General features: G+C 47.1%; 16 protein-coding genes. 10 read left to right on the top strand and 6 right to left on the bottom strand.

Going from position 1 to position 19,886, the window contains the following annotated elements; all coding sequences use genetic code 11:
• Nucleotides 1-227: 227 nt before the first annotated feature.
• The 3 genes from ACQ31U_RS01355 to ACQ31U_RS01345 all read right to left on the bottom strand — a co-directional run bounded on the left by ACQ31U_RS01355 (nucleotide 228) and on the right by ACQ31U_RS01345 (nucleotide 1,605).
• The gene (locus ACQ31U_RS01355) at nucleotides 228-566 is read right to left on the bottom strand and encodes a hypothetical protein (RefSeq protein ID WP_431053198.1); all 339 of its coding nucleotides are present in this window, start codon (nucleotides 564-566) and stop codon (nucleotides 228-230) included.
• A 123-nt stretch (nucleotides 567-689) separates the two neighbouring features.
• Nucleotides 690-1,316: a thiol:disulfide interchange protein DsbA gene (gene dsbA / locus ACQ31U_RS01350; protein ID WP_431053196.1), complete on the bottom strand. Its 627-nt coding sequence runs from the start codon at nucleotides 1,314-1,316 to the stop codon at nucleotides 690-692.
• 22 nt (nucleotides 1,317-1,338) lie between these two features.
• Nucleotides 1,339-1,605 (bottom strand): YihD family protein, encoded by a 267-nt coding sequence (locus ACQ31U_RS01345; protein WP_431053194.1) that lies wholly within the window; start codon nucleotides 1,603-1,605, stop codon nucleotides 1,339-1,341.
• 77 nt (nucleotides 1,606-1,682) lie between these two features.
• Between ACQ31U_RS01345 and mobA the strand changes: the two genes are divergently transcribed.
• From mobA to ACQ31U_RS01295, 10 genes are all read left to right on the top strand, one after another.
• Complete coding sequence (gene mobA / locus ACQ31U_RS01340) at nucleotides 1,683-2,801, top strand: molybdenum cofactor guanylyltransferase MobA (RefSeq protein WP_431053192.1); 1,119 nt, start codon at nucleotides 1,683-1,685, stop codon at nucleotides 2,799-2,801.
• Complete coding sequence (locus ACQ31U_RS01335) at nucleotides 2,794-4,179, top strand: DHA2 family efflux MFS transporter permease subunit (RefSeq protein ID WP_431053190.1); 1,386 nt, start codon at nucleotides 2,794-2,796, stop codon at nucleotides 4,177-4,179. Before mobA ends, ACQ31U_RS01335 begins: the two co-directional genes overlap by 8 nt.
• Before the next feature lie 109 nt (nucleotides 4,180-4,288).
• On the top strand, nucleotides 4,289-5,887 hold the full coding sequence (locus tag ACQ31U_RS01330; RefSeq protein WP_431053188.1) for an ABC transporter substrate-binding protein: 1,599 nt from the start codon (nucleotides 4,289-4,291) through the stop codon (nucleotides 5,885-5,887).
• Between the two features lie 620 nt (nucleotides 5,888-6,507).
• Entirely contained in the window at nucleotides 6,508-8,106 is a 1,599-nt protein-coding gene (locus ACQ31U_RS01325) for an ABC transporter substrate-binding protein (RefSeq protein ID WP_431053186.1), read from the top strand.
• A gap of 98 nt (nucleotides 8,107-8,204) precedes the next feature.
• Nucleotides 8,205-9,215 carry an ABC transporter permease subunit gene (locus ACQ31U_RS01320; RefSeq protein WP_431053184.1) on the top strand — a complete coding sequence of 337 codons (1,011 nt, stop codon included), beginning with the start codon at nucleotides 8,205-8,207 and terminating at the stop codon, nucleotides 9,213-9,215.
• A gap of 32 nt (nucleotides 9,216-9,247) precedes the next feature.
• A complete protein-coding gene (gene dppC / locus ACQ31U_RS01315; RefSeq protein WP_431054252.1) occupies nucleotides 9,248-10,168 on the top strand; it encodes a dipeptide ABC transporter permease DppC in 921 nt (306 codons plus the stop codon).
• Between the two features lie 10 nt (nucleotides 10,169-10,178).
• The gene (gene dppD, locus ACQ31U_RS01310) at nucleotides 10,179-11,198 is read left to right on the top strand and encodes a dipeptide ABC transporter ATP-binding protein (RefSeq protein WP_431053182.1); all 1,020 of its coding nucleotides are present in this window, start codon (nucleotides 10,179-10,181) and stop codon (nucleotides 11,196-11,198) included.
• Nucleotides 11,191-12,159 (top strand): peptide ABC transporter ATP-binding protein, encoded by a 969-nt coding sequence (locus ACQ31U_RS01305; protein WP_431053180.1) that lies wholly within the window; start codon nucleotides 11,191-11,193, stop codon nucleotides 12,157-12,159. Before dppD ends, ACQ31U_RS01305 begins: the two co-directional genes overlap by 8 nt.
• A 90-nt stretch (nucleotides 12,160-12,249) precedes the next feature.
• A protein-coding gene (locus ACQ31U_RS01300; protein WP_431053178.1) for an IS3 family transposase occupies nucleotides 12,250-13,577 on the top strand; the annotation gives its coding sequence in 2 pieces (ribosomal slippage) (nucleotides 12,250-12,727 and nucleotides 12,727-13,577; 1,329 coding nt in all).
• Nucleotides 13,578-13,721: 144 nt separating this feature from the next.
• Nucleotides 13,722-14,987 (top strand): O-antigen ligase family protein, encoded by a 1,266-nt coding sequence (locus ACQ31U_RS01295; protein ID WP_431053177.1) that lies wholly within the window; start codon nucleotides 13,722-13,724, stop codon nucleotides 14,985-14,987.
• 67 nt (nucleotides 14,988-15,054) lie between these two features.
• On the opposite strand, the gene gyrB is transcribed toward ACQ31U_RS01295, so the two are convergent.
• The 3 genes from gyrB to dnaN all read right to left on the bottom strand — a co-directional run bounded on the left by gyrB (nucleotide 15,055) and on the right by dnaN (nucleotide 19,878).
• The gene (gene gyrB, locus ACQ31U_RS01290) at nucleotides 15,055-17,496 is read right to left on the bottom strand and encodes a DNA topoisomerase (ATP-hydrolyzing) subunit B (protein WP_431053175.1); all 2,442 of its coding nucleotides are present in this window, start codon (nucleotides 17,494-17,496) and stop codon (nucleotides 15,055-15,057) included.
• A 192-nt stretch (nucleotides 17,497-17,688) separates the two neighbouring features.
• Nucleotides 17,689-18,768 carry a DNA replication/repair protein RecF gene (gene recF / locus ACQ31U_RS01285; protein ID WP_431053173.1) on the bottom strand — a complete coding sequence of 360 codons (1,080 nt, stop codon included), beginning with the start codon at nucleotides 18,766-18,768 and terminating at the stop codon, nucleotides 17,689-17,691.
• 9 nt (nucleotides 18,769-18,777) lie between these two features.
• A complete protein-coding gene (gene dnaN, locus ACQ31U_RS01280; protein WP_431053171.1) occupies nucleotides 18,778-19,878 on the bottom strand; it encodes a DNA polymerase III subunit beta in 1,101 nt (366 codons plus the stop codon).
• Between the last annotated feature and the right edge of the window lie 8 nt (nucleotides 19,879-19,886).

Genomic DNA, 19,886 nt, shown 5'->3' with positions numbered 1-19,886 from the left:
CACATAACAGGGCGGAGCGACCAAACTGGAATGCAGTGATCACAGGCTTATTTTGTACAATGGAAAAATAGCAATTAATATGCTGTTTTTTAACCACTTTAACTAAATTAGCATTGACCGTACGAGAGCGCGAATAATTTTTTCTTGGATTCTGGTACGAATTTCGAGTTGTGTATCTAGACTTAAAACCTGATAAAAAATAAATGCGAGAAAGGTATTTTTGAATTCTAACATTCAGTTAATCTCTTTCTGAGTTCATTGGCAGATTGAATTTTCCCTTGCCAGAGATCGTTGCCAAGATGTGTCATTTTTTCAGTATCAGCTTCGGCTTCAAGCTGAAAAGTGCCATTGCGAATTTCTTCATCTATTTTGATAAAATGTGCTTTGGCATATTCAGGTAATTCGTTAAACCAATCTTCCTGTTCGGCATTTGCCAGATCTTTTTCTATTAAGGCAATAACGTATTCGCGCATGGTTTGACCTGTGACGGCAAGGCGGGTTTTAACCGATTTTTTGAGATTGATCGGGAAATCCAGAGTCGTTTTTACAGTTTGTAACGGCATCATTAGATTCCTCTCTAAGTATAAAAGTATATTTATACATGCCATGCTATAGAATTTTACGGAAGGTTTAAAGCGGTAAAAAACGCCTGTTAAATGCTTCAACAGGCGTCCTCTTATCACACGGAATTATTGATTCAACAAATACAACACCGTATCGGTATAGTTTTCCACGAATTGCGCTACGCTTTTGGAATCGCTGAAGCCGCCGGTTTCGATTTGTTTGTTGCCGTTGACGAAGAATGCCGGCACGCCGCGCACTTGGTATTGTTCAAGGGCTTTCACTTGTTTATTGACCAAGCCGTTGACGGCGAAGCTGTTAATGCCGTTATCGAATTGTTCGGCGCTTATGCCTTTATCCAAAAAGATTTTGCGAATGTCGGACATTGAGCCGATTTTGTTGGCTTGAGCCGCTTCGAACAGTGCGTTTTCGACCAAATCGGTGGTGTTGGTCGCCATTGCCAATGCCCAAGCGCGGGTTAAATCTTCAGAGGCGCGTCCCAAGAAATTGACGTGATATTTCACGAATTGTGTGCCTTGCGGCATTTTTTCTTGAATGGCTTGCGGGATTTTGTATTCCAATTGGAAATTGGCACAATGCGGGCAGTAAAATGAGAAAAACTCGATCACTTCTTTATCGACCGTTGCCGGTTGGTTAATGGTGATAAATTGTTTGCCTTCCTGAGGAATGAAATCCGCCGCTTGTGCTGCGTTAACACTGAATAATGCCGCCAAAAGTAAAAATAGTTTTTTCATAAATATCCTTGATAAGAGTTAGTTATTTAATAATGCCGCGTGCTTTTAACAGCGCGGTTTTGAAATCGTCTTCATAATCTTTTTTAATGCCCGGAATCGGCTCGTGTTTGTCGGCGCCGCGCATTTTCAGGTGATAAATAATCACTTCATCGCTGAGTTCGGCAATAGGTTTGTCGAACCCTGCTTCGACCGCAATTTTTTGTAAAAATTCCATTAAGCTCAAATCGGGCTCTTGCGACCAGTGCGGCCGGATCAGTTCCAGCACTTCATTTAAACGATGACATTTCATAATTTGCTTAACCTTTGTTTCATTTTCAATTTGTGCGATGATAGCAAAGAAAAGCGGAATTGCAACAGAGAGAACAGATGAAAACACAACCAATCAGTGCGGTGATTTTATGCGGCGGCTTGTCGCGGCGGATGCAGGGGGCGGACAAAGGCTTGCAATTATTGCAGGGGAAACCGCTCTTTTCGCACGTGAGGGCCCGCTTACAATCACAAGTGGGGCAGATCTTGATTAACGCCAACCGCCATCAGCAACATTATGCCAAGTGCGGTTTGCCGGTGTTTATGGATGAGTTGGACGGTTTTCTCGGGCCGTTGAGCGGGATGTTGAGCGGTTTGAAACACAGTGCGCACGATTGGGTGCTGTTTGTGCCGTGCGACGCGCCGTTTCTGCCGCTGGATTTGGCACAACGTTTGTTAAGTGCGGTTTCGGCACCAGGTTTAGATCTTGCCTACGCCAGTGACGGCGAACGGGAGCACCCGACATTTGCACTGTTGCATAAGCGGGTGATCGCCGATCTACAGAATTATTTGCAACACGGCGGGCGTAAGGTGCGCGACTTTATGCAGCAGCAACGGTATGCCGTGGTGGATTTCAGCGATCAGCCGCAGGCGTTTGCCAACTTCAATTATTTGCAACAATTGGATGAACTCAACCGCCACCGAGCGAGCAGCGGCATTCCGATGTTGGGGATTAGCGGCTACAGCGGCAGCGGTAAAACCACATTATTGGAAAAATTATTACCGCAGTTGCAACAAAAAGGGCTGCGGGTGGCGGTGATTAAACACACCCACCACGATGTGACCACCGATAAAGCCGGCAAAGACAGCTGGCGAATGACCCAAGCCGGTGCCACGCAAGTGGCGGTGGCGTGCGATCAACGTTGGGCGGTGATGAGTGAAAATCGTGATCAAAGTGCGGTTTCGCTAAGCTATTTGGCGCAACAGCTTGATTCGAATCGCAGTGATTTGGTGTTGGTCGAAGGGTTCAAACACGAACCGCTCCCCAAAATTTTGCTCCACCGTCAAGGCATGACAAAGCCGTTGCCGGAAATGGATTCGTTGGTGTTGGCGTTGGCAACCGATTATCCTGTGCAGACAGCGGAACATATCGCCCATTTGGATTTGAATGATATTGCAATGATTGCCGATTTTATCTATCACTGGCAGCAACAAACAGGAAAAGTGCGCTATGGGTAAAAGCTATCAAGGCTTGGCTTGGGTGGCGTCAACCGCACTTTTTATGCAAACCCTCGACGCGACGATTTTAAACACCGCTTTACCGGCAATTGCCGCGGATCTGAATGAAGCACCGTTGGAAATGCAGTTGGCGGTGATTAGTTATGCCTTGACGGTGGCGTTGCTGATTCCGCTCAGTGGTTGGCTGGCGGATCGTTTCGGCACTTTACGTGTGTTTCGGCTGGCGATTGTGCTGTTTATTCTCGGATCGGTTTTTTGCTCGCTGGCGATCAGTTTGGATACTTTGATTCTGGCGCGGATCGTACAAGGTGCCGGCGGTGCGTTGATGATGCCGACCGCGCGCTTGGCGATCATCAAAAGCGTGCCGCGCCATGAAATTATTTCCGCATTGAATATGATGGTGATGGCGGGCTTAATCGGTCCGATTGTCGGTCCGATTCTCGGTGGCTGGTTGGTGACTTATGCCAGTTGGCATTGGATCTTTCTAATGAATATTCCGATCGGCGTATTGGGCTTTTTATTATGCGGATATTTTATGCCGAATCTGACTGCCGCGGTAAAGCGGTTTGATTGGATAGGCTTTTTCTTATTCGGCGGCGCATTGGTCGGGATTACGCTCGGCATGGATATGATTGGCAACCGTACGTTTGATTTGTCGTCGGCTGTGATTGTGCTGCTGATCGGTTTCGGCTTATTTCTATTCTATTTTTATTATGCGCGTAAGGTGAAAAATCCGTTGCTCGGCTTTTCCCTGTTTCAATACCGCACCTTCAATATCGGCACGCAAGTCAATTTGGTTTTGCGGGTGTGCGGTTCGGGCGCGCCGTTTTTGCTGCCGCTGATGTTGCAGGTGGCATACGGTTATCCGGCGGATGTTGCCGGTTGGCTGTTGGCGCCGATTGCGGTGAGCTCGATTATCTGTAAGCCTTTTTTACGTCCGTTATTGATTCGTTTCAGTTATAAGCGGGTGCTGCTCGGCGCCACGTTATTACTATGCGCCAGTTTGATTACCTTTGGATTAATGCAAAAAAGTTGGGGCATTTGGGGCTTGTTACCGCCGTTAGTGCTATACGGCGCGGCAATGTCGACGTTATTCACCGCGACCAATACCTTAACCATTAGCGAGTTTTCACAACAAAATAACAGTGAAGGCAGCACGTTGCTGAGTGTGACCCAACAGGTCGGTTTGGGGCTCGGCATTGCTTTTGCCGCGGTGATTTTAAATATTTATCTGGAGGCTTTGGATAAAAGTGCGGTGGCGCAGGCGTTCAGTTACACCTTTTTCTCGGTCGCGGCGGTGGGGATTTTACAGGTGGCGTTATTACTGCGCTTGAAGCCGCAAGACGGTGAAAATATGAGTAAGCGTCACCAAGAATAGGCATTGTTAGATGATTCGGTTATAATCAAGACGATTTTGATCTTTTGAAATACAGCGCAGAACGGTATCTTAGGGTACTTTTTGATTGATTAATCATTTCGGGGGTTCCATGAAATTACACGCGAAACTTTCTTTAACCGCACTTTTAGTGGGTTTGGGCATGGTCGCTCAAGCAGCCGACAACACCACCTTTATCAACTGTACCAGCCGTGCGCCGACCGGTTTTAGCCCGGCGTTGGTGATGGACGGGTTATCCTATAATGCCAGTTCGCAACAGGTGTATAACCGCTTGGTGGAATTTGAACGTGGCACAACCAACCTTGAGCCGGGCTTGGCGGAAAGTTGGGATATCAGCGAAGACGGTTTGGAATACACCTTCCATTTGCGTAAAGGGGTGAAATTCCATTCCAGTAAAGAATTTAAACCAAGCCGCGATTTTAACGCCGATGACGTGATTTTCTCATTTATGCGTCAGCTTGATCCGAACCATCCGTATCACAATGTTTCGAACGGGACTTATCCTTATTTCAAATCGATGAACTTTCCGAAATTGCTGAAAGCGGTCGAGAAAGTGGATGATTACACCGTGAAAATCAGCCTGAATTATCCGGACTCGCCGTTTTTATCCAGCCTAGGCATGGATTTTATTTCAATCTATTCGCAAGAATATGCCGATCAAATGCTGAAAGCGGGCAAACCGGAAACCATCGACACCACGCCAATCGGCACCGGGCCGTTTGTGTTTGCCGGTTATCAGCTGGATCAAGCGGTGCGTTTCTTAGCCAACAAAGATTATTGGAAAGGCGAAGCGCCGATTAAACGCTTGATTTTTAGTATCACCCCCGACGCGACCGCGCGTTATGCCAAATTGCAAACCGGCGCGTGCGATATGATGGATTTCCCGAACAGTGCCGATTTGGAAAAAATGCACAACGATCCGAAAATCCAGTTGATGTCGCAAGAAGGATTGAACGTCGCCTATATTGCGTTTAACACCGAAAAAGCGCCGTTCGACAATGTGAAAGTGCGCCAAGCGTTAAATTTAGCCGCCGATAAAGACACCATCATCAAAGTGGTGTATCAAGGCGCGGGTGTGCCGGCGGTCAATCCGTTGCCACCGACGATTTGGGGCTATAACACCGAAGTGAAAGATTATCCGTATGATCTGGAAAAAGCCAAACAGCTGTTGGCGGAAGCCGGTTATCCGAACGGTTTTGAAACCCAATTGTGGGTGCAGCCGGTGGTGCGTAACTCCAATCCGAACCCGCGCCGTTTGGCGGAGATTCTGCAAAGCGACTGGGCGAAAATCGGCGTCAAAGCGGAGTTGGTCAGTTATGAATGGGGCGATTACATCAAACGCACCCGCGAAGGTTTATTGACCGCAGGGATTTACGGCTGGTCGGGCGACAACGGTGATCCGGACAACTTCCTCACCCCGTTATTGGGCTGTGACAGCGTGGGCGCAAGCAACTATGCCCGTTGGTGTAACGCCGATTTTGACAGCTTAATCAAACAAGCTTCTAAATTGTCGGATAAAACCCAGCGTGTGCCATTATACGAACAAGCGCAAGTGATCGCCAAAGAGCAAGCTCCGTGGATCACGGTGGCGCATTCGATTACTGTCACTCCGTTAAGTTTGCGGGTGCGTGATTACAAACAAAGCCCGTTTGGTTATAGTGCGTTTTATGGGGTGAAATTAGCGGATTAACCGCACTTTGACCTAAGATAATTGGCTTGTGATTATTGACAAAGGTCACGGGTCAGGTAGCGTAGGGGCGGATTATATATCCGCCCGTTTACGAAGTGCGATATAAGCATTTAATCTACAATGGAAAAATGCAAAGTGCGGTTCGGGCGGATATATAATCCGCCCCTACTTTTATCATACAAATCAAGTTATTGAGTCTTTGCCGGCAGTCTGAAATCAGCTCCTTATGGAGCTGATTTTTTGAGTGTTTATTTGCCGTCTTTCTGGCTTTTTGGTTTGTTATCGTCTTTCAGAGCGATAATAAAAAAAGCGAGTTGGCGATTTTAAATGAAATTGAGTGTTCGCCTTATCGTGATGGTTTGAGGTTAGCAGGATAAAATGCAAGGGCTTAAAAATCAGCGATATCGGATTATTTCTACGATCTGAATTCCAATATTTTAAATTATTCAAATGGTTAGTGATCAAAAGCATAAAAAGCTAATTAAATATGCATTTTTTTCAAAAAATATGCAGTTTATATCTTGTCGAATTAAGGAATTGATGATATTAACTATAAGCCCGTGTAAAAATACGGTGTAAATAAAAATAAACAGATCTATATAGCAAAACGGAGTGTAACAATGAAACGACTGGCAACTTTATCGTTAACTGCAATCGCATTATCGGTTTCCCTTTCGGCGGCTGCCAATCAGCCAAAAACTTTAGTCTATTGTTCCGAAGCTTCACCAACGTCGTTCAACCCGCAGTTGGTGACCGACGGTGCGTCGATCGACGCCAGCGGACAGGCGATGTATAACCGTTTGACCGAATTTGAACGCGGTAAAACCACGGTACAACCGTCATTGGCGGAGAGTTGGGAGGTATCGGAGGACGGCAAAACCTATACTTTCCATTTGCGCAAAGGAGTTAAATTCCAATCCAATAAAAATTTTAAACCGACCCGCGATTTCAATGCCGACGATGTGTTGTTCTCGTTTGAGCGTCAGCTGAACGCAGAGCACCCGTATCACAAAGTTTCCAACTTGGGCTATGAGTATTTTGTCGGGATGGATATGCCGAATATTATCGACAAACTGGAAAAAGTCGACGATTACACGGTTAAAATGTATCTAAAACAAGCGAATGCACCGTTTTTAGCTAACATTGCGATGGACTTTGCCGGTATTCTGTCTGCAGAATATGCTGAGAATATGTTGAAAGCCGGTACGCCTGAAAAAGTCGATCAAGACCCGATTGGCACCGGTCCGTTTGAGTTGGTCAATTATCAGAAAGACGCGACCATCCGTTATAAAGCCTTTGACGATTACTGGAAAGGCCGTTCTAAAATTGATCGTTTAGTCTTTGCAATTACACCGGACGCTTCTGTGCGTTATGCCAAATTGCAAAAAGGCGAGTGCCATATCATGCCATACCCGAATCCGGCGGATTTGGAATTGATGAAAAAAGATACGGCAATCAATTTAATGGAAGAAGCTGGCTTGAACGTCGGTTATGTTCACTTTAACGTGCAAAAAGCGCCGTTTGAAAACCAAAAAGTACGCCAAGCGTTGAACTATGCCGTGAATAAAGATGCGATTATTGACGCGGTTTATTTAGGCGCAGCCGAAAAAGCGAAAAACCCAATGCCGCCGACCATGTGGGGCTACAACGACGCGGTGGTGGATTACAGCTATGATCCGGAAAAAGCCAAAGCATTATTGAAAGAAGCCGGCTTTGAGAACGGTTTCAGCACCGAGTTGTGGGCAATGCCGGTTTCCCGTCCGTATAACCCGAATGCGCGCCGTATGGCGGAGTTAGTGCAAGCTGACTGGAAAGCGGTGGGCGTGGACGCGAAAATCGTCAGCTACGAATGGGGCGAATATTTACAGCGCATGAAGAAAGGCGACGATCCGACCGGGATGATGGGCTGGACCGGCGACAACGGCGATCCGGATAACTTCCTGGGTACGTTGTTAAGCTGTGCTTCGGCGGAGCAAGGTTCTAACTATGCCAAATGGTGTTACCAACCGTTTGACGATTTGATCAAACAAGCGGTGCAGGTGACGGATCAAGAAAAACGTGCCGAATTGTATAAACAAGCGCAGGTGATTTTCAAAGAACAAGCGCCATGGATTACCATTGCTCACTCCACCACCTATTTGCCGCTGCGCAAAGAGGTGAAAAATTATGTGATCGACCCGTTCGGTTTGCATAACTTTTATGCGTTAGAATTAGAATAATATTTGTATTCGACCGCACTTTTATGGTAAAAGTGCGGTCTTTGTTCTCAATATTGTCAGCGACAGTGTGGGATTGTGACAAATTTCGAGAAATTATCATGTTTCAATTTATCTTAAAACGCATTTTAATGGTGATCCCGACCTTTATCGGTATCACCTTATTAACCTTTGCGTTAATTCACTTTATTCCCGGCGACCCGATTGAAATTCGCATGGGGGAACGCGGCTTAAGCCCGGAAATGCATGCGCAAATGCTACAGCAAATGGGCTTGGATCTGCCGCTTTATCAGCAATATATCAATTACCTCGGCGATCTGGCGCAGGGGAATTTAGGTGTCTCTTTTAAAAACAGCCAGCCGGTGGTGGAAGAATTTTTAAACCTGTTTCCGGCAACGATTGAACTCACCACCATGGCGATTTTGTTCGCAGTGATTTTAGGCATTCCAATCGGAATCTTGGCGGCGGTGAAACGCGGTTCGTTTTTTGATCACAGTGTAATGGCAGTTTCATTGACGGGTTATTCCATGCCGATTTTTTGGTGGGGCTTGCTGTTAATGCTGGTGATGTCGGTGCAACTGGATCTGACGCCGGTTTCAGGGCGGATCGGCGCACAATTTTGGATTGATGATGTCACCGGTTTTATGCTGATCGACAGTTGGCTTTCCGACGAGCCGGGCGCGTTTAAATCGGCGGTTTCGCATTTGATTTTACCGTCTATTGTGTTGGGCACGATTCCGTTGGCGGTGATTTCACGCATGACCCGCTCTTCTATGTTGGAAGTGTTGGGTGAGGATTATATCCGTACCGCCCGTGCCAAAGGGCTATCCAAAATGCGCGTGATTGTGGTGCACGCCTTGCGCAATGCGCTGATTCCGGTGGTGACGGTGGTCGGTTTGATTGTCGGGCAGATGTTGTCCGGGGCGATTCTGACCGAAACGATTTTTGCTTGGCCGGGTATCGGTAAATGGGTGATCGAGGCGATTCGCGCGCGCGATTATCCGGTGGTACAAGGTGCGGTGTTGATTATCGCCACGATTATCATTTTGGTGAATTTGTTTGTTGATCTGTTGTACGGGATTTTGAATCCTCGTATTCGTCATCGTAAGTAATGCTATCGCACGAATAAAGAGAGGAAATCATGATGTCTGAATCTTCAACTAAAACAGCCTTACCTAAGGCAGTGGTTCAATTAGCCCCAACGCCGAAAGGGCCGATTGCCGAATTTTGGGCGCATTTCAGCCACAGTAAAGGGGCGCTTATTGGGCTAAGCTATATTATTGTTATCTTTGCGGTCAGTTTATTAGCCAATCTGATTGCACCGCATGATCCGATCGCGCAGGCGCGTGACGCGTTGCTAATGCCGCCGGTGTGGTTAGAGGACGGTAGCTGGAACTATATTCTCGGCACTGACGATGTCGGGCGTGATATTTTGTCGCGTTTGATTTACGGTGCACGCCTGTCGTTGTTTATCGGCTTATTGGTCGTCAGCCTGTCGTTTATCTTCGGCGTAACCTTGGGCTTGGTTGCCGGCTATTTCGGCGGCTGGATCGATGTGTTTATTATGCGCGTTATCGACATCATGCTCGCCTTGCCAAGCCTGTTGCTGGCGATTGCGATTGTCGCTATTCTCGGACCGTCGCTGCTGAATGCTTCGTTTGCTATTGCGTTGGTGTCGTTGCCGAGTTATGTGCGTTTAACCCGTGCTTCGGTACTGAATGAATTAAACCGCGATTATGTCACCGCTTCCCGGGTTGCCGGTGCAGGCCCGATCCGTTTAATGTTAATTACGATTTTGCCCAACTGTTTAGCACCACTGATCGTGCAGACCACGCTGGGTTTTTCCAACGCCATTTTGGATATGGCGGCACTTGGCTTCTTGGGTATCGGCGCACAACCGCCGACACCGGAATGGGGCGCGATGTTAGCCGAGGCGTTGCAATTTGTGCAGCGTGCCTGGTGGGTGGTGACATTCCCCGGCTTGGCGATTTTATTGACCGTATTGGCATTTAATTTAATGGGTGACGGTTTGCGTGACGCCCTTGATCCTAAGTTGAAACAGTAAGGAACAGGCAATGACATTAGATAAAACTTTAGATGCCGAATTAGAAAAATCCTTATTGGAAGTGAATCAGCTGTCTGTACATTTCGGTGATCAAACCTCCCCGTTCAAAGCGGTTGATCGCATTAGCTATCAAATTAAACAAGGCGAAGTGCTGGGGATTGTCGGTGAATCCGGTTCGGGTAAATCGGTGAGTTCGTTAGCCGTGATGGGGCTGATTGATTTCCCCGGGCGTGTATATGCCGATAGTTTGAATTTTGCCGGCAATAATTTATTGGCGATTTCGGAAGATAAAAAACAACAATTGGTCGGTTCGGAAGTGGCGATGATTTTCCAAGATCCGATGACCAGTCTTAATCCGGCTTACAGCGTCGGTTTCCAAATTATGGAAGCTTTGAAAGTGCATGAGGGCGGCAGCAAACAGAGCCGCCGCCAGCGTACAATTGAGCTATTGACCCAAGTCGGTATTCCCGATCCGGAATCACGCTTATCGGTCTATCCGCATCAACTTTCCGGCGGCATGAGCCAGCGGGTGATGATTGCGATGGCGATAGCCTGTCGCCCGAAACTGCTGATCGCCGATGAACCGACAACCGCACTTGATGTGACGATCCAAGCACAAATCATTGATTTGTTGTTAGAATTGCAGAAAAAAGAGAATATGGCGCTGATTCTGATCACTCACGATCTTGCTTTGGTTGCCGAAGCTGCCGAACGGATTTTGGTGATGTATGCCGGGCAAGTGGTGGAAGAGGGCAGCGCCGAGGATATTTTCTCTACGCCGAAGCACCCTTACACCCAAGCGTTATTACGCTCGTTGCCGGAATTTGCAGTCGGTAAATCGCGCTTGCATTCGCTTTCCGGTGTTGTGCCGGGCAAATATGACCGCCCGACTGGTTGCCTGCTCAATCCGCGTTGTCCGTATGCCACCGATGAATGCAGAACGGTTGAACCGCAGTTACAGCAACTGGCGGATCGCCAAGTGAAATGCCATACCCCGTTAAATGCACAAGGAGAACCTGTTCATGTCTGAGAATGTGTTGTTAAAGGGGATTGATCTCAAAAAATATTATCCGGTCAAAAAAGGTTTGTTCAGCAAGCCGCAACAAGTGAAAGCCCTTGACGGGGTGTCGTTTGAGCTGGAGCGCGGGAAAACGCTGGCGGTGGTGGGCGAGTCCGGCTGTGGCAAATCCACACTGGCGCGTTTGCTGACGATGATCGAAGATCCGACCGACGGCGAATTGTATTACAACGGGCAGAATTTTTTGGAAAACGACAGTGATATCAAAAAGCTACGTCGTAAAAAAATTCAAATCGTATTCCAAAACCCGTATGCCTCACTTAATCCGCGTAAAAAAGTCGGTACGATTTTAGAAGAGCCGCTGTTGATTAACACCGATCTCAGCGCGGAACAACGCAAAGAGAAAGTGCTGGCAATTATGGCGCAAGTCGGTCTGCGTGCCGAGTTTTACGATCGTTATCCGCATATGTTTTCCGGCGGACAGCGGCAGCGAATCGCGATTGCGCGCGGTTTGGTGCTGAATCCGGATATCGTGGTGGCGGATGAGCCGGTTTCGGCACTCGATGTTTCGGTGCGTGCACAAGTGTTGAATTTAATGATGGATTTGCAAAATGAGTTGGGCTTGTCTTATATCTTTATTTCGCATGATTTATCGGTGGTGGAACACATAGCCGACGAGGTGATCGTGATGTACTTGGGGCGTTGTGTGGAGCAAGGCACGGCAGAGCAGATTTTCAGCAATCCGCGCCATCCATACACGCAAGCGCTACTGTCGGCAACGCCGCGTTTGTCTGCTGAAAAACGCCGTGAACGGATTAAATTGAACGGCGAACTGCCAAGCCCGCTCAATCCGCCACAAGGCTGTGCCTTCAGCGGACGCTGCCGCTTAGCCGAGCCGCGTTGTTTCGAATCCAAACCGGCACTACGCCAATATCCCGACGGCAGCAAAATTGCTTGTTTTGTGGTGGAATAACTATTTGCCTTGGGCATTATAAACCGCACTTTTATGATCTGCACCCCAAAAGTTGGACTGCAAAACCAACTGACTAAGGTGCAGATTTTTATGACCAAATATACCCAAGCATTTAAACAACACACAGTTGAATATTACTTTCAACATGCTCAATCTCTCAGTCAAACATCAAAACACGTTCAAGTTGCACCACGCTGTATTCGTCACTGGGTTGCGCAATATCAACATGCGGGCTCAGATGGCTTGCGAGTCAAACATACTGCCCGAAAATTTACCGTCGAAGAAAAGCTTCAAGCCGTCAAATTAGCCCGACAAGGGCTGTTCTCCCTTGAACACATCGCCTTAACCTTGGGTATCTCAGGAGGCACTGTTATTTCTAAATGGTTGCAACGATTCAAACAATTTGGCATAAATGGACTGATTGATAAGCCCAAAGGACGACCAGCCGTGAATAAACCGAATAAATCGAAAAAACACGTTAAGCCATTAACGCCGTTAAAACAATTAGAACAAGAGAATTTACGTTTGCGTGCGGAGAATGCCATCTTAAAAAAGTCGATGGAATTATCCCTGAAAGACGAAGCCGAAAGGCAGAAATTGTTAAAGCCTTAAACGGTGATTTTCCGCTTAATTTATTATTAGATATCATTAAGTTAGCTCGAAGCACTTACTTTTACCATCAACAACCGAAGACAGATAAAGAGGCCGATTTAAAAGCGGAAATTCGTCAAATTAAACGAGAGAATCCGCAGTATGGCTATCGCCGAGTGACATTGGCACTCGGTACGGTCAATCACAAAAAGGTGCAACGTTTGATTCAGATGATGGGCTTACAGGTGAAAGGGAGGAAAAAACGGAAATATTGTTCTTACAGAGGTGAAGTGGGTCGAATTGCTGATAATCTGTTAGTACGTCATTTTACGGCGGAAAATGCCTACGAGAAATTAGTGACCGATGTCACTGAATTCAAAGCGAAAGACGGCAATAAAGTGTATTTATCGCCGATTTTAGATTTATTTAACAATGAGGTGATTGCCTATCAACTTGGTCGTCGTCCAAACCGGGCACTGGTTGAGCAGATGTTGCGACAAGCCGTGAATAAGCTCCCGAAGGAGGCAACGCCGATATTACATTCAGACCAAGGCCGGCAGTATCAAATGCCGTCTTATCGCAAGATATTGGCAGATAATCAGATTCAAATCAGTATGTCGAGAAAGGGAAATTGTTTGGATAATGGCGCAATGGAAAGTTTTTTCGGCAGACTAAAAACGGAATGTTTTTATGTTCGGCAATTTGATACGGCAGATGACATTGAGCAGGCTATTCATCAATATATGCAGTATTACAATACTGAACGGATTCAAGTAAGATTAAAAGGATTAAGCCCGATACAATATCGAATTCAATCCTTTCATTAAGCAGTCCAACTTTTTGGGGGCAGATCATAAAAGTGCGGTTTTTTGTTGATAAGCAAGGGAGAATAAAAACAACAGCTGTGAACTCACTTTTTTTCTATGGCTAATTTTGTTAGGATCAGGTAAATTTTTTATGTTGGAGTTGCTGTGACAGCCTTTAATCCATTCTTTTCTCGCGCCATTAATCTCTTGGTCGGCTTACATTTTTTGGTATTACTTACGCTGCCGAAAGGGTATAACTATGTGCCGAGTTTATTGATTTTATGCGGTTTCGTGTTTTTAATAAGACAAATACGAAATGCGCGTTACGCAATAACGCTCGATCGTGATCAAAAGCAGCTATTTTTAAGTTATAGTGTTTATTTTTTACTGTTTGTATTGTCATTTTGGCTGCATGACGGCAGATTGCGCGAGTTGGATAATCCAAGCCGAATTATCTTCTTTTTACCGATTCTATTGCTGTTAATTCAGACCAAATTCGATTTTAAACTGCTGGCGTATTTCTTGCCGATAGGCGCGTTATTGGGCGGGCTGACCGCACTTTATCAACGTTTATATTTAGGGCAGGATATGGCGTTTGGGCATATCATGCACATTCAAGGCGGTGATATTTCGATGTCATTAGGGTTATTTTCTTTGTGTAGCGCAATGTATTGGTATCACGCTAAAAATAAGACGATGGCAATATTCAGCGTCATATTTGCGCTGTTTGGGATTGTCGGCAGCATTTTATCCACCGCACGGGGCGGGTGGATCGGCGCGCCGTTTTTGATTTTGTGGATATTCTTTTTATATCGCCACACGCTTTCAAAACGATTTTGGCTAAGTGCGGTGCTGATCAGTGTGCTGTTAATCAGCATGTTATTCGTTTTTAGTGAGCAAACCCGTCTGATTGAAAGGCTGGTGAGTGCACAAACGGAAATCAGCAACTATTTTCAACACAATAACGGGTCGACTTCCGTCGGTGCGCGGTTTGACATGTGGAAAAGTGCGGTGTTGGCGATAACAGAAAAACCGCTTTTTGGTTGGGGGATAGACGCGATTAGCACCTTGCGCCAACAGCAAGCGGAACAAGGGATTATCAGCCAATATGCGGGCAGCTTCAATCATGCCCATAATCAATATTTAGATGATGCGTCAAAACGGGGTCTGCTCGGTTTGACCGCACTTTTGGCAATCTTCTTTGTACCATTGGTCTTTTTCAGTAAAACCTTGCGCCAAGCGCAACAAAATGCGGCTTTACGTTATGTCGCATTACTGGGAATTGTGCATGTTTTAGCAGTGATGTCCTATGGCGTAAGCCAAGGTTTTTTTGCCCATAATTCTGGCAATACGTTTTACTTTTTTAGTGTGATTGTGTTTTATGCAGCGGTGTATAGCGTGAAAAATGCGGAAGCCGATAAATCGCTTTAAGTCATAACAAAATAAAAAACGGCAGAAATCACATTTTCTGCCGGTTTTTTGACTAGACGTTGAGAGACTAAATATCCAAATTCGCCTGCAATGCATTACTTTCGATAAAGTCGCGGCGTGGTTCGACTTCGTCGCCCATCAGGGTGGTGAACAGTTGGTCGGCGGCGACGGCATCTTTGATTGAGACTTGCAGCATATGGCGCACGTTCGGATCCATGGTGGTTTCCCACAATTGTTCGGGGTTCATCTCGCCGAGCCCTTTATAGCGTTGAATGCCTAACCCGCGACGGGATTCTTTTACCAGCCAATCAACCGCCTGTTCAAACGAGCTCACCGCCGTTTGGCGTTCGCCGCGCACCACATAAGCCCCGTCTTCAATCAAATTACGCAGTTGTTCGCCCAGTTTGACGATACGCTGATATTCCGAGCCTTCGGCAAATTGGAAATCAAGGCGATAATCGCTGTCAATGCCGTGAGTGCGCACGGTCAGCACCACTTCGTACAGATGACGCTCCTGATTGTATTCGGTGCGAATCGCATAGTGGTTACCGCCGATTTCTTTTGCTTGCAAGGTTGCCAATAACTGCCTTGCCCACGCCTCAGCATTGGTTTGATCTTTCATCAGTTCCACACTCAGTGTCGGCGCATAAACCAATTCTTTTAAAAGTGCGGTCGGGTAGTGGCGGGTCAAACGGGCGATCATTTTATTCACGCTGTTATATTCGCCGATCAATTTCTCCAACGGTAACCCGCTCATTACCGGTGCTGATTCGGAAATATGCAAACCGGCGCCGTCTAAGGCAATTGCCAATTCATACTGGGTCATTGCCTCGTCGTCTTTAATGTATTGTTCTTGTTTGCCTTTTTTCACTTTATACAGCGGTGGTTGCGCAATATAAACATAGCCTTTTTCAATCAACTCGGGCATTTGGCGATAGAAGAAGGTCAGCAACAATGTGCGAATATGCGCTCCGTCCACATCGGCATCGGTCATAATAATGATTTTGTGATAGCGCAATTTTTCCGGATTGTATTCATCGCGCCCGATTCCACAGCCAAGTGCGGTAATCAGGGTCGCCACTTCTTGCGAAGACAGCATTTTGTCGAAACGCGCTTTTTCCACGTTCAGGATTTTCCCTTTTAACGGCAAAATCGCCTGATTTTTACGGTTGCGGCCTTGTTTCGCCGAGCCGCCGGCGGAGTCCCCTTCCACGATATACAGTTCGGACAGTGCCGGGTCGCGCTCTTGGCAGTCGGCTAATTTGCCCGGTAAACCGCCTAAATCCAACGCACCTTTGCGACGGGTCATTTCACGCGCTTTGCGCGCAGCTTCACGCGCCCGCGCAGCATCAATGATTTTACCGACGATAATTTTGGCATCGTTCGGATTTTCTAGCAGGTATTCCTGTAAGCGCTCGCCCATTGCGGATTCGACCGCACCTTTTACTTCCGATGAAACCAGTTTGTCTTTGGTTTGCGAGGAGAACTTCGGATCAGGCACTTTCACCGAAATAATTGCCACCAAGCCCTCGCGCGCGTCGTCGCCGGAGGTGTTGATTTTGGATTTTTTGTTGTAACCCTCGTTTTCCATGTAGTTATTCAGGGTTCGGGTCAACGCCGCCCGGAAACCGGCTAAGTGCGTGCCGCCGTCGCGTTGCGGAATGTTGTTGGTGAAGCAATACAAGTTTTCTTGGAAACCGTCATTCCATTGCAACGCCACTTCCACGCCAATACCGTCTTTTTCGTTTTCGGCGGAAAAATAGAACGGTTGTTGGTGGATTGGGGTTTTGTTTTTATTCAAATGCTCGACGAACGCGCGGATACCGCCTTCGTATTTGAAGTGATCCTGTTTATCGGTGCGTTTATCGAACAACTTAATCGACACGCCGGAATTCAAAAATGAGAGTTCACGCAGGCGTTTTGCCAAGATTTCATACTGATATTCGATATTGGTGAAAATTGTCGGGCTCGGCCAGAAACGTACCGCCGTACCGGTTTGTTCGGTTTCGCCGATCACGCCCAATGGGGCTTCCGGCACGCCTAAGTGGTAAGTTTGTTCATGAACTTTGCCTTCACGGCGAATGGTGAGCAATAATTTATCCGATAGCGCATTTACCACCGACACGCCCACGCCATGCAAACCGCCGGAAACTTTATACGAGTTGTCGTCGAATTTTCCGCCGGCGTGCAGCACGGTCATGATCACTTCCGCCGCCGAAACGCCCTCTTCGGGGTGAATGCCGACCGGAATACCACGCCCGTCATCTTGCACAGAAACGGAATTATCGGTGTGAATGGTGACGATAATATCTTGGCAATGTCCGGCGAGGGCTTCGTCGATGGAGTTGTCGACCACTTCAAATACCATGTGATGTAAACCGCTGCCGTCATCGGTGTCGCCGATATACATTCCCGGACGTTTTCTCACCGCATCAAGCCCTTTCAGAACTTTGATACTGGACGAATCATAACTATTGGTTGTTGTGTTGTTTGGCGTATCTGACGACATAATTTCTCTCGGTTTTTATTCAAAAAATTTAAAGAATTATAACAGATTTTGGCTGTATTTTGTGTTTTTTCTTTGAGTTGAATGTGTGTATTTTGCAGGTATGACCGCACTTTGATTTTTTTCATTCATCTAAAATTTAGCCATCGGCGAAACCCGATAGCTAAATTTAAGATGAACGAGAGAAAAGTGCGGTCAGCTCAATTGCACTAACTTCCCATTTTGCAATTCAAACAACGCGCCTTTTGTCAACGGCATTTGTTTTAACTGCTCTTGGGTGATGGCGGTGATAAAGACTTGTGAACCGTTTTGTTGCAGGCGTTCAGCCAATAAACTGCGTTTGGTTTGATCCAACTCGGAGGCGAAGTCATCAAGCAAAAACAGACAATTACGCTGTTTGGTGGCGGTTAAATGTTCGCCTTGTGCCAAACGCAGGGCGCACATCAGCAGTTTGAGTTGCCCGCGCGACAGTACGTCATCGACCGGCAAACCGTTGGCTTTAAAACGAAAATCGGCTTTTTGCGGGCCGGAGACGGTGTAACCGATATTTTTATCGCGCTCAAAATTTTGCGCCAACAGCTCGGCATAATCGGTTTCTTTATCCCAGCCTTGATGAAAACTGACCTGAACCTCCAATTCCGGCAGAAACAAACGGCAGGTTTGCTCGATATTCGGGCGCAGGGTGTCGGCGTAGCTTTTGCGCCAGTCGCTGACTTGGTGCGCCAATACCGAAAGCTCACTGTCCCAAATTTTTAACGCTGCATAACGGGAAGTCTGCAGCAGGGCGGCATTGCGTTGTTTTAACAGGCGGCGCAGCCTTGCCCACAGCGCATAAAATTCCGCTTGATGATGGAATAAGCCCCAATCCAAAAAGGCGCGGCGAAACGCCGGTCCACCATTCAACAGGGTTAAGCCTTCGGGAGAGATAATCTGCATTGGCAACAACTGTGCCAGATCTGCGATTTTATTGCCGTCTTCGCCGTTGATTTTGACCGTGGTGTCGCCCTGACGGTTTTTTTGCAAGCCCAATGCCCAATCGTGTTGCTGCTCGTGCATACGCGCGTGCAGGGTAAAGTGCGGTTGATCGTAGTGAATAATCCGTTGGCTGACCGCACTTTTAAACGAACGTCCGTGCCCGAGATAATAGAGCGCCTCCAACAGGCTGGTTTTGCCGCTGCCGTTGTTGCCGACAATAAAATTGAAGCCGGGATTCGGTTCAAAATCCACGGCTTGCAAATTGCGAAAGGCGTTGATGATTAATCGGGTCAGAGCCATAACGTCGAACTATAAGCGCATTGGCATAATTACATATTCGGCACTGGCTTCGTTGCAGTCTTCAATCAGACAACTGGAATTGGAATCGCTGAAACGGAACCGCACTTTGTCGCATTTCAAGGCATTCAACACATCCAACAAATAGCTGACATTAAAGCTGATTTCCATTTCATCATTATCATATTGGATATCAATCACTTCTTCGGCAACGTCTTTTTCCGCATTGCTGGAGGTAATTCCCATTTGATTCAGGCTTAACGCCAAACGCACGCCGTGAATGCGATCACTGGAAAGAATCGCCGCGCGGGAAAAGGCTTGTTTTAACGTTGCCCAATCGGCTTCGATAATATGATCGGCATTGCGCGGCAACACGCGGCGGTAATCCGGGAAACGACCGTCGATCAGTTTGGAAGTGAACACGGTATGCTCGAATTGCACCCGAATATTGTTGGTGCCGATTTGAATGCGCACGTTTTGTTCCGGTTCGTTCAACAGGCGGTTGAGTTCCAGCACGCCTTTGCGCGGCACAATCACCGCATGATCCGGCAGCGATTGTTCCAAGGCAATGGTGCAGACCGCCAAACGGTGTCCGTCGGTGGCAATGGTGCGCAACAGGTTGCCTTCGGTTTCAAATTTCATACCGTTTAAGAAATAACGCGCGTCTTGGTTCGCCATCGAAAATTGGGTTGCGTCGATCAAACGGCTCAAGGTTTCTTGCGGTACGGTGAAATCCACTTCCGCGTGCCAGTCGGTCAAGGACGGATATTCGGCAGCCGGCAGGGTAGAAAGGGTGAAACGGCTGCGACCGCTGCTGACGATGGCGCGATCATCTTCAAACGCCACTTTAATTTCGGCATCATCGGAGAAACTGCGGCAAATATCTAAAAACTTTTTGCCGGGAATAGTATAAAAACCGTCCTGATCCGCACTTTTCAATTGCGATTGGGTGGACAGTTCCACTTCCAAATCGGTGCCGGTCAGAATTAAACGGTTGCCGTCCACTTGTAGCAGCAGGTTATGCAATACCGCTGTCGGTGGACGTGAATTTAACACGCCGCAAACTTGCTGCAGGGGTTTAATCAGGTTTTCCCTTGTGATCGAGAATTGCATATTCAACC

The organism is Testudinibacter sp. TW-1 (assembly GCF_050613185.1).
Lineage (GTDB): Bacteria > Pseudomonadota > Gammaproteobacteria > Enterobacterales > Pasteurellaceae > Chelonobacter.
Note: the sequence above shows the minus strand (reverse complement) of the source record. Positions and strands in the feature narration are given on the sequence as shown.